A 15,499-nucleotide genomic window follows, 5' to 3' on the forward strand; every position below is an offset into this window, starting at 1 on the left:
TAAAGAAATAAATATAAAATTGTTTATTCTACCAGCGTTTTTGAAGCTGGTAAGAACTTGTTCAGCTTTTTTGTAATTTATACTATTATTTTAGTAAAGAGTAAGTTATTTTAAAGGAATCAATAATTTCTGTACAAAAGAGTATGTTAAATAGAGTGTAAATTAATTATGATTATTGTTTTTTGCCAATATGACTGTGGCTTTTTTTAATATCTCATTTTCCATTTCAAGCTCAATAATTCTTTTTTTTAAAATATGATGCTCTTCTTTAGTTACAGTTTTATTATCAAAGGTAGGCGTAAGATTTTGAATCCAATTATAGATTGCTACTGTTGATATCCCATATTCTCTGCTTAATTCCTTAACTGAAGTACCAGTATGATGCAGATCAACAATTTGCTGTTTGAATTCATTGGAATATCGTCTACCATTTTTTTTTGGCATTGTTAACATCTCCTTTATATAAAGATTGTGTTGTTTCTAACCTTCATTAAATATATCTTCAATAAATTTCTCGAAATTTTCCCTTTGAGAATGTTTATTACCTTGATATATATTTTTTGATGTTAATATACTATTTATGTTTTTGGCATTTAATGAATCCATTTTATAAAATTTATCTTTTTCATATAGATTTCTTAGAGTTTTACCGATTCCTAAAAGAGTCCCATAATGTTTACCACTTGAAAATCCTCTAATTTTAGAAGTATTTCGAGATTGTTTAGAAAAAAATAAAGATTTAGCAAGCCAACCTTCTTGTGATTCTCCGTTTCTAGTAGAATAAGTTAAAACGAAATTCAGATATTCGCTAAATTCTGTAAATCTTCCAGTGCAAGTCTTAATTCCAACTATAGGATACCATAATCCTTTAATTTTTCCACTATTTGTTCCTGATGATCTATAAAAAGCTAATGTTACTCGTTCAGTTCCATAGGTATATTCAATCTTTACATCTATGAGGCCAATCATTCTAAAAGGTTCAGTAGTATATAAGTTTACTTTGAAGCTGCTTGGATATATTTTAAATATTTTAATAGGAGTTGTCATAATATAAGCCTTTCTTATTTAATCTAATTTACTGACTCATGAGAAGTTTAATAATAACTTCTCATGAGTTGTTTTTAAGCCCTATTCATATTTTTAATATTCTCAAGTTGGGTTTTTATCTCTTCTATATTTGAGTATTTACCTTTAATACCCATAAGTTTTTTTAAAAATATTTTTTCTTCTGTAGTTAAATCTAGTTCTTCATACCACGGTCTTTCTACCGAATTGGTTTCTTTATAAGATGAATAATATAGGTGGATTAAAAAATCTCCTAGAAACCAATAATCCATCTCTTTTACATATCTTTTATTATCTATAATTCTAGCTAAGCCAAAATCAATTAGGGCTAATTCCTTATTCTCTTTTATTATGACATTAGGCAGCCTAATATCACGGTGTACTATATTATTATCTTGCAATATCTCTACCAATTCTAAAAGTTGACTGCAAATGGTATAAATTTCAGATTTGCTAAATTCATACATATCTTCAGCTAATAAATCTTCAAATACTTTTCCTTGTATATATTCTAAAATATAACCTTCGCTGTATTCATCTTTGAATTCTGATATAAATTTGGGAAACTTAGGATTATCTAATTCTTGTAATATCTGTTTCTCGTAAAATAATTTTTTTCTTGTTTCTTCAAGCATCTCTTTTTTTAATTGTTTTATGATACATTTTTCATCTTTGTCATTAATAGCTAAATATACGATTCCATATCGCCCTTCACCTATTGTTTTAAGAATAGAATATCCATTTACTGTTTCGTTAATTTTGTAATATCTATTCAGATTATTCATATTGTTGCTATCTGCAGTATGACTGACTGTATGGTCTACAGTATGACTGACTATATGATCTATAATATGGTTGATTATACGGTCTTGATTGACTATATGATCTACTGTATGAATCGTTTGAGCGACTACTCGATCTATAATTCACCTTATAATAGTTATGACCGTTACATGAATTATTTCTATAAAAATTCATGTAATTCACCTCTTTCTTTTAATCGTAAAGTTATATTTTTAATTAAGTTGTATTAAACTTAATTTATATTATGAGTTAAGGTAATATTATGTTACACAGAGTGTTTTAATTTTGATAACATAGAAATGCAAAATCTCATGCTTTGATGCAGCGTTTGTCAAGCATCAAACTGTAGGTGTGCTTATCGCTTAGAATGCAAAGAAAACAATCCCATCAAATCTGAATATGAATTAATGAAGGAGGATTATAAACTGCGAAAAGAACTTAGAACCATTAAATCGCATGATGATGATCTGGAGAACAGATTAATATAACCGTTGAAAAGATAAGAATGACTCACATACATATTAAAAGGCACTTCTGTAGACAGAAGTGCCTTTTCTGTTTTTGTTCTTCATGACTCGATTAATTTATAATTAAAATTCTACAAAATTACTTATTTTTAATTAAATGTAAAAATTTGGTTGACATTTTTATGGATATTGCTATAATTAATTACATAAATTGGAATTTCATAATAGAAAGGTTGATTAGGTTGAGAGCATTTAGAATGTGGATCGGGGTCATACTTGTAGCAGTTTCTCTTTTAGGACTGTTTTTTTGGGAAACAAAAGGCAGAGAGTGTTTTCTTATGGATGAAGTATATGTCGCAGTGGAACGAATACCAATGGGAAAAGTGGTATCCGTTGATCAGTTTAAACTCATTCACGTTCTCCGTGAAAACAAAGTGCCGGGTGCTTTTTCTAAGGGGGAAAAAAATAACTTGCAGGGAAAAATAACAGCACAAATTATCGAAAAAAATCAACAAGTAACTACAAAAGCTTTTAGTCAGGGGTTTGTACCGATTGAAGAAGGAAAATCTATATTCTTCATTAAGCCGGAGTGGATTGATGCAAGAAGCAGTTCTTTACGCAGAGGAGATATTGTAGATTTTTATTTAGCTGAAAATGGAATCTTTGTTGGAAGGTATCCAGTTGCATTTGTAAAAGATGAAAAAGAAAAAGAAGTAAAAAATGAAGAGAGTATTTCGCAAGATTATCTTTTAGAAAGGACAGATGCAACTTCTCAAATCAGTCATATTGAAATTATTGCAGAGCTTGCTGAATATGAAGAACTTCGAAATAAAGCAGAAACATCTGAAAAAGGATTCCTGATTGTTCAAGCAATGGGAGGAGAGGAATAAAGTGAAAAATTTAATTGCTTTTCATGGATCGGACCACAAGGCTGGGACTACGATGATCTCGCAATCAGTAGCCGAATTGATTGCGAAAAACCGCAAAGAGATTAAAGTGCTCTGGATTGTATTGGGACTTGGGGATGGAAGAGAGTATAAAAATGCAGTCTCTCGATCTTTAGAGGATTTTCGTTTACAGATTTACAGCCATATCTTAAGCAGTGAAGAAGTAACGGCTGCAGCTAAGCTGTCGAAAAATCTTTTTATGCTGGGAGGCATTAAGAATTTTTCGGAACAGCGACTTTATTTCCCAGAGCATGCAAAATATTTCTTAGAGTGTATAATGGATGAGTTTGATCTTATAATTGCAGACTGCGGAAATGATATAGACAATGGGCTGGCAATTGGAGCTTTAGAAAATGCAGCTTTATTGTATATGATGATACCGCAAAAAGAATCCGGATTGCATCAATATGAAATAAAATCAGATTTTTATAGCCGCTTAAAATTAAATCAGACCAGTATGATACTCAGTCATTTTTATGACGAAGACCCGATCACGCTGCATTACACGGCAAAACGCCTTGGAATCCCTTATGAAGATATTTTTAAAGTGCAGGAGTCGGGAGTTGGAAGACAGGCAGAACGTGATAAAAAAAACTTGCTTTTTTATGATGATACGAATTACAAGAAAGACATTTTTAGAATCGCAGATTCTATACTTAGACATTGCGAATTAGGGTGCCTGGATATGGAGACAGGAAAGAGGAAAAAAAGATGGATCAATTTTATTTAGATCAATATCTTGAAAAGGAAAAAAAGAGTATTGTAAAATGTGAGGAAAATTTTCTGCCTCTTTGTGAGCGTGTAAAAGAATTGTTTTTTTATGAACTGGAAAAACAAAAGGATAATCTCTATTCTTATATGGATATACAAAAAAAGGCGATTATCGGATATGAAAATGAAGTTACTTATTTTAAGGAAAAAATCAGAACGTTTGTTAAAGCTGAGAATGCAGAAAATGTGAGAGCTCCAAGCTGGTATGAGAACCTGACTGACGGCATTTATCATGAAAATTGGGGACTGGCTGGGATTGCCCAATGGTATTCTGAAGCATTTTGTCAGAGCAGTTCAGCAAAGATAATCGGAGAGCGGATTTATTATCTGGAAGATGGACATATGGTTCAAAAACCACAAACGATTAGCAAAAATCGACGGGAGCAAATGATACGTGCCTTTTTATTATTGACGCCAGATGAGCGTATGGATAAGGAATATCATGAAATTTATTTATTGGACGGGACAAGGGTTACCATATTTGGAAAGAATATGACAAAACAAGAACAAGATGTAATTATTTTTCGGCGTTACATCATTCCTCAATATACCTTTGAAGAACAGGCGAAGAGAGGAACAATCCCTTTTCAGGCAATTCCTCTGTTTCAATCCATGGTGAGGTTAGGGTATAATGTTGTTTTCACAGGGGCTGTACGTACTGCGAAAACAACGTTTTTGTCTACGTGGCAAAGCTATGAGGATTCAAAGTTAGAAGGTGTTATGGTAGAAACGGACCCTGAAATTCCCCTTCATCAACTAATGCCGCAAGCTCCAATTGTCCAATTATTAGCTGATGATGATCGTTTATCAAGAATTACAAAAAATTTATTGCGAAGTGATGCCGATTATTTTATTTTTGCAGAGGCAAGGGACGGAAATGCGTTAGACACAGCTTTGCGGATTGCGGCCAAAGGAACGAAACGAATGAAGCTCACGTTTCATACCAGAGACCCTATGGAGTTCCCAATGGATGTGGCAATTGAAATAATAAAGGAAAGAGGAGGAGAATTGAACTCGACAATGCTCAAGGTGGCTCAAAGTTTTGATTTTATTTTTCATTTTGTTCAGCTGAAGGATAAGAACAAAAAAAGATTAAAAGGGATTTATGAATTAAATTTAGAAGAAGAAAATCATCAAATTCGAATGAAGCCAATTTGTCTATATGACTATCAGAGAGATGGATGGCATTTTTTTTCAGACGTTGGAAAGAAAGTGGAAGCACACGGTTTGGAAGAAGATGTAAAGCAATACAATCAATTTAAAGAGCAGCTGGAATGCTTAAGTCAGGGAGGGACATTGAAATGAATAAAAGTATTTTCGTTTCTATCGGTATCGTTTCATTGCTCTATGCTTTTTTAATAGGAGGTTACCTTATACTCCTATATCCGGCTATTCAAAGATTAAAAGGAATTTTTATTGTAAAGAAACGGCTTAGGATGAGTGAACAGAAGCAAAACAAATCTGCTGTTTATAAGCATTTGGATCAACTTTTAGTTACTACGAGACTTAAAGCTTTTAATCCATACAGCTTTCTTATTTTTAGTATACTGCTTTCTATAGTACTTCTTTACTTGGGAATACAAAATTTTTCTGGAATGGTAGTCTTGCTACTGAGTATCTTTGGAGGTGTACTGCCATATGGATTACTTCGAATCCGCTTGGAGGGTATGCGACATAAGGGGAGTTTTGAAGGGGAGAAGGTGATCTCAGAATTTTTACGCCAATATCGTATTTGCAACTATAATGTTCATGAAACACTCGAACAGATAATTGGACATTTGGAGCATTCCAAAATTAGTCAAAGATTATTTTTTCAAATTTTAATTCGGTTAAGAAATACGGGGAATCCCGAATTAATTCGGGAAGCTTGTGATCTTTATTACTTTGGCATACATACAAATTGGAGTCGCATGCTTGCAACAAATTTACGAATGGCATCTGAAAAAGGGGTAAATATTTCTTTGGCGGTAGAAGATATTTTAATTCAGCTAAGGGATGCAAGAAGTGCTTCCGAAGAACGCCGGCGTATGAATAGCGAAGCAACGAGAATGACCGTTTTTATGGTACCGATACTTTATGTATCAACCATATTTTTATCTTGCAGATATATGGATTTACCATTTTCAAATTTCTGTGTAAATCAGTTTAATACGTCTCAAGGGTTATTGTTTTTTCTATTTATTTGGTTTTCATTTTTATTTAACTTATTAGTTTTGGATTTTTTCAATCATCATAGATTTGATTGTTAGAGGGAGGAAGAATGAATCTGAGCACTTGGATTCCTATAACTTTTTTAATCTCTTTTTACTGCGGCATTCTATTGATTCGCAAAGGAAGATTTCAAAGGTTTCCTAATATGGGAAAAGCTAATTTATTAAAGGATATATCGTTGAAAATATATAAAAAAATAATGCGCTTAAATGGAGGATGTATAGTCTTGAGTACTTTTACACGGCTTAGGAAGGAAGCGAAAAAAGAAAAGTACGAAAGTGAAATATATGAAGGAATCTCTTATTTACGTAATTTGATTGTAATAGAACGCGGGAAAAAAATGAGCACGCCTTGGATTTTAGAAGAACTGGCGGATTTGCAGGGAGCTATGCAGTCCCATTATCTTAAATTGCTTCATTATGTAAGAATTAATGATAAAGAAGAAGGGATGCGCATTTTTTCAGAGAGTATGGACACTACAATTGGAGCAGATTACGGCAGGCTTCTATTACAGTGGGAAGAAATGGAACCGCATCATTGGTGGGAAACGTTAAAGAGCTATCAAACTAGTATAAAAGAAATCAAACGGACGAAACAGAGGAAAAAGGATGAGTTATTGAGTGATCTTATCTACCTCCCTGTCGTAATCAACGTTATGTTGGTATTAATTAACTTTATCTATGTAGCTTATTTTATTGAGCAGCAAAAGTTATTATTGTGGGTGTTTCAATGAAAGGATGGAGTAAAAAAATGAAGCAAGTAATTGTAATGGTAGCTATGATTGTATTGGGGATTGCATTAGCAGTGATGGTTTTAGCATTTAAACAACCAGCAGAGACGATCACAGAGCATGCGGTAACGAGCATCACCAAAACATTGGGTTCAACAACATAAATGGAGGAAGAAAATGAAGCAGATAATTGTAATGGTAGCGACGATTTTGCTTGGCATCGCTATTTTTTATATGATTATGGGGCCGCAAGACAACAGTGTTTATTCTACGGTGCAAGGTGTTTGGAAACAAGAAATAGACGTTCGAACGAAATCTCCGTAAGAATTTTTTTGTAAATTGAATCAACGCAAAAAAGAAAGGAGGAAATGGGTGCATTGTATGCTCAATTCACCTCGTAGGACTGTATGAAAAATTTAATTGTTCTTGCCGCGGTGCTGCCATTTTTACTGCTATTCATGATGCAGTTTACATTGGATCAAAGGAATTCTGAAAATATTGGACGCCTTCAGAGTTATGTATACACAGCAAAAGAAGAGGCAAAGCAAGCGGGTTGTTTCAACGATGAGATCGAAGCGCAGATGCGTAAAAAAATCGCTCGGGATTTTCAAATTAATGATGAAGAGATACATGTAAAGGTAACAAAAGAAGTGCAGTATCGTGTCAATCGGTTTGAAGAAGATCAGAATGTTCCTTCAAGAGGCATGATTTATTATCGGATTGCGGTACCGATTGAAAAAGTAATAGCAGGAAATAAATTTTTTGGTATAGAAGATAAGGAAAATGAGGGAAAATATATAATTGAAAGCTATACAGCAAGTGAAAGGCTGCCCTCAGTAACGGAATAATTATGAAAGTATTTTTGGTATTTATAGGTATACTTCTTATTAATTTAAGTTTTCTTGTTTATAATGGTGATATGGCACAGTTTGAAAAAATGCAACTATTTTTAAAGGCGACAGCAGAGGATTGTGCAGCAGGAGCAGCGCTTTATTACGATGAGGAAAAGTATAGCAAAGGGGAATGGTGTATCAGGGAAGATGAAGCAGATAAATATATAGTTACACAAGTAAAATATGCAGAAGAAAAGTTGAATAAGTCATATAGCGGCAGGATAGAATATCAAGTATCGTATGATGAAAAAGAGGTTCAGGTGAAGCTGTGCTATCAGTCGGGAAAAGATTTATTTCGGCTTCCTTTTTTATCTGTAAGCGAAGTATCTCGAACCGCAAAGTATGAATGGAAGGATTGGTAAAAATATAATAGGAATAAAATTAAAGGAATAAAAAGCAACCTTGTATTGACCAACAAAGAGATGCAGTATATAATAGTTAAGATATAATTAAATATAAAAATGCGAGGAAAAGAAACATAGTGCAAAGATACAGGTTCCAGAGAATGGGTGTCGCATCCTTTTATTTAAAGGTGTGGCTGTAAGCATCCAAATTTGTATGTAGCTATGACCGGCTTGGAGCAGCTCCTGATGAAGGATGCCGGCAGTTTGAGTACTGTCGTTATATTGAATGAAGTACAAACTTGGGTGGAACCGCAGAATTGCCCCGGGTATTGCGTTGCAATACCCGGTTTTTTATTTTAAGAAATATATTTTATTCTCATAGAAAGATTCCCTTAGTTAAAGAAATGGGAGGGATTAGAAAAGGATAAAATGATTAAATTCTAATAAGGAGGAAGAATATGATAAAAATAACATTAAAAGATGGAAGCATTCGTGAAGTTAAATCGGGTGCTACGATTAAGGAAGTAGCAAAATCAATCTCTCAGGGACTTGCAAAGGAAGTAGTCTGTGGTAAGGTGAATGGAGAGATCAAAGGTCTGGAATATTCTATAAATGAAGATTGTGAGCTAGAATTGTTAAAATTTGAAGATGAAGAGGGGAAGCACACTTTCTGGCATACCAGCTCTCATATACTAGCTAATGCGATTACGAGATTATTCCCAGAAGCAAAATTTGGAATTGGCCCATCCATTGATAATGGATTTTACTATGATATTGATTTAGAGCATCGTTTTACAGATGAAGATTTAATCGCATTAGAGAAAGAGATGAAAAAAATTGTTGAAGCCAATCAGCCACTCACTCGTTTTGAGCTTTCTCGAAAAGAGGCTGTGGAATATATGGAAAAAAGGCAGGAGCCTTATAAGGTTGAGTTGATTCATGATTTACCCGAAGATGCAGTTATTTCCTTTTATGAGCAGGGGGATTTTACGGATCTTTGCGCCGGACCGCATCTGTCTTCAACTGGTCTTGTAAAAGCAGTAAAACTTACAAGTGTAGCCGGTGCATATTGGCGTGGTAATGAAAAAAATAAAATGCTACAACGTATTTACGGAATTACATTTCCGAAACAAAAAATGCTAGATGAATATATTGAACGCCTGGAGGAAGCGAAGAAAAGGGATCATAGAAAAATCGGGAAAGAGATGGATCTATTTGCTCTTTATGAAGAAGGACCGGGATTTCCATTCTTTTTGCCAAAGGGCATGATCATTCGAAATGAGTTAGAAGCTTTTTGGAGAAAGGCGCACGAGGAACGCGGATATCAAGAAATTAAAACACCATTGATTTTAAATGAAGCGCTATGGCATACCTCAGGACATTGGGATCACTATCAAAACAACATGTACTTTACGAAGATTGATGACGCGGACTTCGCGATTAAACCAATGAACTGTCCCGGTTCCATGCTTGTCTATAAAAGAAAAATGTACAGCTACCGTGATTTTCCAATTCGTATGGGAGAGCTTGGTCAGGTGCACAGGCATGAACTTTCCGGTGCGTTACATGGTTTAATGCGTGTGCGTACTTTTACGCAGGATGATGCTCATATTTTCATGCTTCCGGAACAAATCAAAGATGAAATTGTGGGTGTAATTGATTTTATCGACAGCGTATATCGAATATTTGGCTTTAAATATCATGTTGAACTTTCTACAAGGCCGGAGGATTCCATGGGAACTGAGGAAGAATGGGAGTTAGCGACCAATGCATTGAGAGAAGCAATAGAAGAAAAAGGAATGGATTATGTAGTGAATGAAGGGGATGGAGCGTTTTATGGACCGAAGTTAGACTTTCACTTGGAAGATTGTATTGGAAGGACATGGCAATGCGGAACGATTCAGCTTGATTTCCAGATGCCTCAGCGTTTTGATTTAACCTACGTTGGAGCAGATGGCGAAAAGCATCGGCCAGTCATGATTCATCGAGTGATCTTCGGAAGCATTGAACGATTTATAGGCATTTTGACAGAACATTTTGCTGGAAAATTCCCATTATGGCTGGCACCGACGCAGGTCAAGATCTTAACTGTAACAGAAAAATTTGCAGATTATGCTTTGGAATTGCAGAAAAAATTCAGGGATGCCGGATTGAGAGCGGAAGCGGATATTCGAAATGAAAAGATCGGTTATAAAATTCGTGAGGCAAGAAATGCAAGAGATTCTTATATCGCAGTCATTGGAGAGAAGGAAGTCAATAGCGGTATTTTATCGATTCGTTCAAATAAAGAGGGAGAATTGGAACCAATGCCAATCGATGCGTTCATAGCTAAGCTTCAAAAAGAGATCGAGACAAAAGCGGTATAAAAAGGCACTGAAACATGGAATTTTGTATCACGTTCGGCTTGGATATGAGAGAGCGAATATATGAAATCGGCACAGAAATGAAAAAGAGATAAAAAATTTATAAAAAATGCACATAAAATAGAGTAGAAGCATACTATTATTTTGTGTGCATTTTTTGAAAATACTATTTCAGTCTTTCAAGTGCAGTGTTCATTTTATCGTCTCGGTCTTTTTCTTTTGAATGGTAGGCAGAAATAAATTCTTCTACAATTGCAGTTCCTTCAGGCAGAAGTTCAATTTGAAAGGTACGCATAAGCATTCTGGGTTGGTAGTCTAATAATTTTTTACTTTTCATGGTACGCAAGTGATAGGTCATATCCTGATAAGTACAGTTATCTATCTGCGCCGGAAAAATGCTTTGATATCTTTTTTTATTGTTTTTAGTTAGCTCATAAATGGTTTTTAAAATGTCAAAACGAATGTGAATATCAGATTTTATCATAGATTGCACCTCATTCTTTTTAATGTATTACATTTTACCATTTTTGTATTGAGATTCAAAGAATTAATGATACAATAAAAGCGAGAAAGTGAGGCAAATTATGTTTAAGAATAAAAAGAAAAAGGAATGGCGTGATGGCGTATATCTAACGACAGCAAAAAATTCCTTGGAAGCGGATATTTTAGAATCTAAGCTTAGGGGGGAAGGAATTCCTACAGGAAAAAAATATAAAGGGGCTTCTAATGCATTAGAAATAATTATGGGAAACAGTATTTCTTTTCCAATCGATTTATATGTACCAAAAGAATGTTTGGAAGATGCAAAAAATATTATCATTCCAATCATGTTAACGGATGAAGAATTTGAAAAAGAATGGAATGAAGATAAATAGGTAAATGGATAAATGATAACTATATTAAAAATGTTATAATATTGCGATCAATTATGAAATATATATTGACAGCTTATGCTTAAGGTGATATCATAAGCTAAATAGAAGAAACATATTATTATACAGGTAAAAACCAATAACGAATTATATAAAAAATGCTATGGCAGTTGCTGTGGTATTTTCTTTTTGAAATAAAGGATAGAATTTTGGAAGAATAAAGAAAAACTTAGGTATTTCTTTATAAATAAATGACAACAGAAATGGAGGTTTGATAAACATGTACTGGTTTTTAAATCAAGCTGTTTATGTTTCCCCGATGGCGATTGAAGAAGGTAATCCCGAAGGGGAAGGTTTTAATTAGTTATGCTGAATAAATGGAAAAGTAATGTGAAAAATGTGAATGATGAAAATAAATAATTCGGAGGTAATTAAATGGAAAATGTAATAAAAAAGGTAATTGGATTTTATGATGATGTTTGCGAAGAAAAAAGGGAATTACTATTAAATAAATGGATGAGACCTGCTGAATCGTATACAGTAAACTCGATTTTAGAATCTTTAAAGCAATCCCAAAAATAATGTGAGCTGAGTAAGTTTCGATGAAAGCGAGCAAACAGCCTATTTTAAAATAAACTTTTTTTAAAATAAGCTTAAAGAGAAAAATATAAACTGACCTTTCTGCCGTTAGATTTAAAAAAATCTAATGAATAGAAGGTCAGTTTTTTTATCGAATGTTACTTTTCCTACCAGAAACAGGAGAAACATTTTTATTGTATCGAGTTAAAAATCTTTTTTATTTATTATTCCTATAGAAATAGAAATAGAAATTGCAAGGATGCTTAAGAGAATCACAAGGGATAGAATTGCCAGAATGACAGGCGAAGTTTGTGAAAGAAATCGTAAATTGCCTTGCATTTCAACTGCTAATTTTGGAAAGACTGCAATCGCTATGCTGGGAAGCAGGAAGATAATTATCAGTATAATTCGGCTTTTTTCAACACCAAATTTAAAGATAAAGGGGAATAAAACAGAAAAGGCTAGTGAAGCCGTACAGAATATGGAATAACAGATTAGCAGGTGCGTTGCTGCGGACAGTGGTAGTGTATTTGGAAGAAGATAGCTAATGCCATAAAAGATGGTATTTAATGCGATTGCGCAAAGCACTAAAAGGAAGCCACTTACATATTTACTTACAGCCAGCTGCGCACGTGTGAGAGGCAGTGTCAGAGCATAATTATCCCAGTTAGAGTTTTTGTCAAAAGAAAAGATGTTAATTGGCAAAACCAAACATAGAATACCTAAAAAAGGTGCAAAGAATTCTGCGGAAATAAACATACCGATGATTCCGTATAAAATGGCGACACCTAATATAAATCTTCCTTGTTTTTTGAGATTGTAAAAATCTTTTAATATGAGAGCTTTCATTATTTGTTTACCTCCTGCTTAAGTATTTGAAACATCATGATCGTTTCCAGATTCACAGAATCCAAGATTAAGTTCGGATATTTAAGATTGATGTAAGAGCGGTCATTGATTAGCGCCTCGCATCCGAATGTATTTTTTCGATAACTGATATAATCTTGAGGATCAATCTTTTTAAATTCTTCATGAGAGCATTTTATTAATGCAAAATTTTCTAAAATAGTATCTTTGGAATCTTGTAAAATAATTTCTCCTTCGTGAATAAAGCAAATGTAGTCTGCTATTTTTTCTAAGTCACTTGTAATGTGAGAAGAGAATAAAATAGAGTGTTCTTCATCTTGAATGAACTCTAAAAACAAATCTAATAGTTCGTTCCTTACAATAGGATCCAAACCATTTGTAGGTTCATCTAGGATTAGAAGTTTTGGATGATGAGAGAGTGCAGCTGCGATGGAAAGTTTCATGCGCATTCCTTTGGAAAATTCCTTAATGCTTTGTTTTCCGGGAAGCTTAAATTTACTAAGAAAATCTAAATAAAGTGTTTGATCCCAGTTTGCATATAGACAAGCCATTACTTTTGAAATTTGCAGAGGAGTCACGGAATCGTAAAAGAACCCTTCGTCTAAAACAACTCCCAATTGCTGTTTGATTTCACGTTCGTTTTTTTCATAATCCAAACCCAATATTTCTATTGTACCGCTTTCTTTCTTTAATTCATTTAATATAAGTTTAATGGTGGTTGTCTTTCCGGCACCATTTTCTCCAATAAAACCAACAATTGTACCCGTTGGAAGCGTTAAATTCACATTTTTTAACTGAAAAGTAGGATAGTGTTTTGTCAGCTCTTTGATTTCAAGAGCATTCTTTGCTTTCATAAATTTTTCCTCCTGTTACTTTTATTTACTATAGAGAGTACTGAGCATTTCACTCAATTCTTTTAGAGATATCCCGCTTTCTTTGGCGGCATGTATTGCTTGCAAAAGAAGCTCTTCGCTTCTGCGCCGATGCTCGTCACGGATCGTCTCTTTGTTTTTTGCAGCAACAAAGCTGCCTTTCCCCGTAACTGTCTCAATCAGACCGACCCGTTCTAATTCTTCGTATGCTCGTTTTGTCGTTATGACACTAATTCGAAGCTCTTTTGCTAAAAAACGCATGGAAGGAAGCGGATCGCCGTCTTTTAAGGTACCGTTTAATATAAGACCTTTTATTTGAGAAATGATTTGTTCGTATAGGGGTTTGCCATTGGTATTACTCAGAATAATATTCATAGATTTGTACCTCAATACGCTAAAGTGTATATATTGTATATACACAATTTAACGCATCTTAAAAGAAATGTCAATAGAAATTTTTAGATTTGTTGTGCTGCCACGTAAGCGGAAGAAAATGCAAATTGTAAATTATACCCTCCGGTATCACCGTCTACATCCAATATTTCGCCGGCGAAATAGAGATGCGGAAAACGTTTGCTTTCCATTGTTTTCAAATGCACTTCAGAAAGAGATATACCCCCGGAAGTTGCCATTGATTTATTAAATTCTTCTAAGCGGCTGATTCGATAAGTATCATTTGTCAAAAGATCAGCAAGGCGTTTGATATCTGAGCCAGCGGTTTGAGAAAACTTCTGATTTGCAGATAGACTGAGACGTTTACAAATGACTTCTAAAAATCTCTTTGGAAGAGGAAGGAGCTCTTGAAGAACTGACAGAAGCTGCTTCTGATTTCCATCATGCTTTTCCCGTAAGAGCCCGAAAAGCTCTTCTTTTGATAAAGAGGGAACGTATTGAATTTGCAAATAGGAGCCGGAGACTGCAAAGCGTGAGCTGTTTAAAATAACCGGCCCGGATAAATTTTTATGTGTGAACAAAAGTGAGTCGCTTCGCTCTGCGATTTTCTTTCCCTCTTTTGACCGAATCTGCAGTTTTACGGTATCAAAAGAAGTACCGGACAATTCAGCGTAGGGGTATCCTTCGACATAGATGGGAGCGAGTGCAGGGCGCAGTGGATTTATACAGATTCCTAGCTTTGTTAAGACAGAGAAGAAGCTGCCGTCAGAACCAGTTGTCGGATAGGAACAACCCCCGGTAGCTACGATTATTTTTTTTGAACGATATGTTTGATCCTTGCAGATTACGGAATAACGATTACTTTTCTCATCTTGTTCCAATGCGATCACATTAGAAGATGTGATAAGAGAAAGACCATTCTCTTTGCAAAGAGAGGTTAAGCAGTCTAATACTTTTTGTGCTTTCATAGATTTTGGAAATATTTTCCCGTCTTCTCTTGCAATCGTGGGAAGACCTCTTTGATTAAAAAATGAAATCAGTGCATCGTTATTAAATTGGTACAGAACCGAGCGAATTGATTTTCCCTGGTTTCCATAGTGGGATAAAAAGTCTTTGATACTGCCGCAGTGGGTTAGATTGCATTGTCCACTACCTGACATGAGCAACTTCTTTCCTGGTGAGGCAGACTTTTCGATGATCAGGCCGTTTATTTTTTGAGGAAGGGAGGCACCTGCAAATAAACCAGCTGCACCTCCTCCGATAATAATTAAATCATAAATCATGGGAATCTCCATTCTGTTGTTTTTAATAGAATCGTATT

Annotated in this window: 20 protein-coding genes; 12 read left to right on the forward strand and 8 right to left on the reverse strand. The window is 34.4% G+C overall.

The window, feature by feature from the left end:
- Positions 1-162: 162 nt before the first annotated feature.
- From U5921_RS12200 to U5921_RS12210, 3 genes are all read right to left on the reverse strand, one after another.
- Positions 163-444: a transposase gene (locus tag U5921_RS12200; RefSeq protein WP_324823726.1), complete on the reverse strand. Its 282-nt coding sequence runs from the start codon at positions 442-444 to the stop codon at positions 163-165.
- A gap of 36 nt (positions 445-480) precedes the next feature.
- Entirely contained in the window at positions 481-1,047 is a 567-nt protein-coding gene (locus U5921_RS12205) for a hypothetical protein (RefSeq protein ID WP_324823728.1), read from the reverse strand.
- Between the two features lie 74 nt (positions 1,048-1,121).
- On the reverse strand, positions 1,122-1,850 hold the full coding sequence (locus U5921_RS12210) for a protein kinase domain-containing protein (RefSeq protein WP_324823730.1): 729 nt from the start codon (positions 1,848-1,850) through the stop codon (positions 1,122-1,124).
- Positions 1,851-2,593: 743 nt separating this feature from the next.
- Between U5921_RS12210 and U5921_RS12215 the strand changes: the two genes are divergently transcribed.
- The 10 genes from U5921_RS12215 (at position 2,594) to thrS (ending at position 10,598) form a co-directional block, all read left to right on the forward strand.
- Positions 2,594-3,226: a hypothetical protein gene (locus tag U5921_RS12215; RefSeq protein WP_324823732.1), complete on the forward strand. Its 633-nt coding sequence runs from the start codon at positions 2,594-2,596 to the stop codon at positions 3,224-3,226.
- Between the two features lies 1 nt (position 3,227).
- Positions 3,228-4,013, forward strand: coding sequence for a hypothetical protein (locus U5921_RS12220; RefSeq protein WP_324823734.1), 786 nt, complete (start codon positions 3,228-3,230; stop codon positions 4,011-4,013).
- Complete coding sequence (locus tag U5921_RS12225; protein ID WP_324823736.1) at positions 3,995-5,359, forward strand: ATPase, T2SS/T4P/T4SS family; 1,365 nt, start codon at positions 3,995-3,997, stop codon at positions 5,357-5,359. The genes U5921_RS12220 and U5921_RS12225 overlap by 19 nt, the downstream gene beginning before the upstream one ends.
- Entirely contained in the window at positions 5,356-6,303 is a 948-nt protein-coding gene (locus U5921_RS12230) for a hypothetical protein (protein WP_324823738.1), read from the forward strand. The genes U5921_RS12225 and U5921_RS12230 overlap by 4 nt, the downstream gene beginning before the upstream one ends.
- Positions 6,304-6,491: 188 nt before the next feature.
- Complete coding sequence (locus U5921_RS12235) at positions 6,492-6,998, forward strand: hypothetical protein (protein ID WP_324823740.1); 507 nt, start codon at positions 6,492-6,494, stop codon at positions 6,996-6,998.
- A gap of 17 nt (positions 6,999-7,015) precedes the next feature.
- Complete coding sequence (locus U5921_RS12240) at positions 7,016-7,159, forward strand: hypothetical protein (RefSeq protein ID WP_324823741.1); 144 nt, start codon at positions 7,016-7,018, stop codon at positions 7,157-7,159.
- Between the two features lie 13 nt (positions 7,160-7,172).
- Positions 7,173-7,319, forward strand: coding sequence for a hypothetical protein (locus tag U5921_RS12245; protein ID WP_324823742.1), 147 nt, complete (start codon positions 7,173-7,175; stop codon positions 7,317-7,319).
- A gap of 83 nt (positions 7,320-7,402) precedes the next feature.
- A complete protein-coding gene (locus U5921_RS12250; protein WP_324823743.1) occupies positions 7,403-7,843 on the forward strand; it encodes a hypothetical protein in 441 nt (146 codons plus the stop codon).
- Positions 7,844-7,845: 2 nt separating this feature from the next.
- Positions 7,846-8,250 carry a hypothetical protein gene (locus U5921_RS12255; protein ID WP_324823744.1) on the forward strand — a complete coding sequence of 135 codons (405 nt, stop codon included), beginning with the start codon at positions 7,846-7,848 and terminating at the stop codon, positions 8,248-8,250.
- A gap of 440 nt (positions 8,251-8,690) precedes the next feature.
- A complete protein-coding gene (gene thrS / locus U5921_RS12260; protein WP_324823745.1) occupies positions 8,691-10,598 on the forward strand; it encodes a threonine--tRNA ligase in 1,908 nt (635 codons plus the stop codon).
- A 163-nt stretch (positions 10,599-10,761) separates the two neighbouring features.
- On the opposite strand, the gene U5921_RS12265 is transcribed toward thrS, so the two are convergent.
- Positions 10,762-11,079, reverse strand: a complete 318-nt coding sequence (locus U5921_RS12265) for a hypothetical protein (protein WP_324823746.1) — start codon at positions 11,077-11,079, stop codon at positions 10,762-10,764.
- A 100-nt stretch (positions 11,080-11,179) separates the two neighbouring features.
- On the opposite strand from U5921_RS12265, the gene U5921_RS12270 reads away from it, so the two are divergent.
- Together U5921_RS12270 and U5921_RS12275 are read left to right on the forward strand one after the other, a co-directional pair.
- On the forward strand, positions 11,180-11,470 hold the full coding sequence (locus U5921_RS12270) for a hypothetical protein (RefSeq protein ID WP_324823747.1): 291 nt from the start codon (positions 11,180-11,182) through the stop codon (positions 11,468-11,470).
- 432 nt (positions 11,471-11,902) lie between these two features.
- Positions 11,903-12,049: a hypothetical protein gene (locus U5921_RS12275; RefSeq protein WP_324823748.1), complete on the forward strand. Its 147-nt coding sequence runs from the start codon at positions 11,903-11,905 to the stop codon at positions 12,047-12,049.
- 201 nt (positions 12,050-12,250) lie between these two features.
- On the opposite strand, the gene U5921_RS12280 is transcribed toward U5921_RS12275, so the two are convergent.
- The 4 genes from U5921_RS12280 to U5921_RS12295 form a co-directional block, all read right to left on the reverse strand.
- Positions 12,251-12,895 (reverse strand): ABC-2 transporter permease, encoded by a 645-nt coding sequence (locus U5921_RS12280; protein WP_324823749.1) that lies wholly within the window; start codon positions 12,893-12,895, stop codon positions 12,251-12,253.
- Positions 12,895-13,767 (reverse strand): ABC transporter ATP-binding protein, encoded by an 873-nt coding sequence (locus tag U5921_RS12285; RefSeq protein WP_324823750.1) that lies wholly within the window; start codon positions 13,765-13,767, stop codon positions 12,895-12,897. The genes U5921_RS12280 and U5921_RS12285 overlap by 1 nt, the downstream gene beginning before the upstream one ends.
- A gap of 21 nt (positions 13,768-13,788) precedes the next feature.
- Entirely contained in the window at positions 13,789-14,160 is a 372-nt protein-coding gene (locus U5921_RS12290) for a GntR family transcriptional regulator (RefSeq protein ID WP_324823751.1), read from the reverse strand.
- An 83-nt stretch (positions 14,161-14,243) separates the two neighbouring features.
- On the reverse strand, positions 14,244-15,461 hold the full coding sequence (locus U5921_RS12295) for an NAD(P)/FAD-dependent oxidoreductase (protein WP_324823752.1): 1,218 nt from the start codon (positions 15,459-15,461) through the stop codon (positions 14,244-14,246).
- Between the last annotated feature and the right edge of the window lie 38 nt (positions 15,462-15,499).

It is taken from the genome of Sinanaerobacter sp. ZZT-01 (assembly GCF_035621135.1).
In the GTDB taxonomy this organism is placed as follows: domain Bacteria; phylum Bacillota; class Clostridia; order Peptostreptococcales; family Anaerovoracaceae; genus IOR16.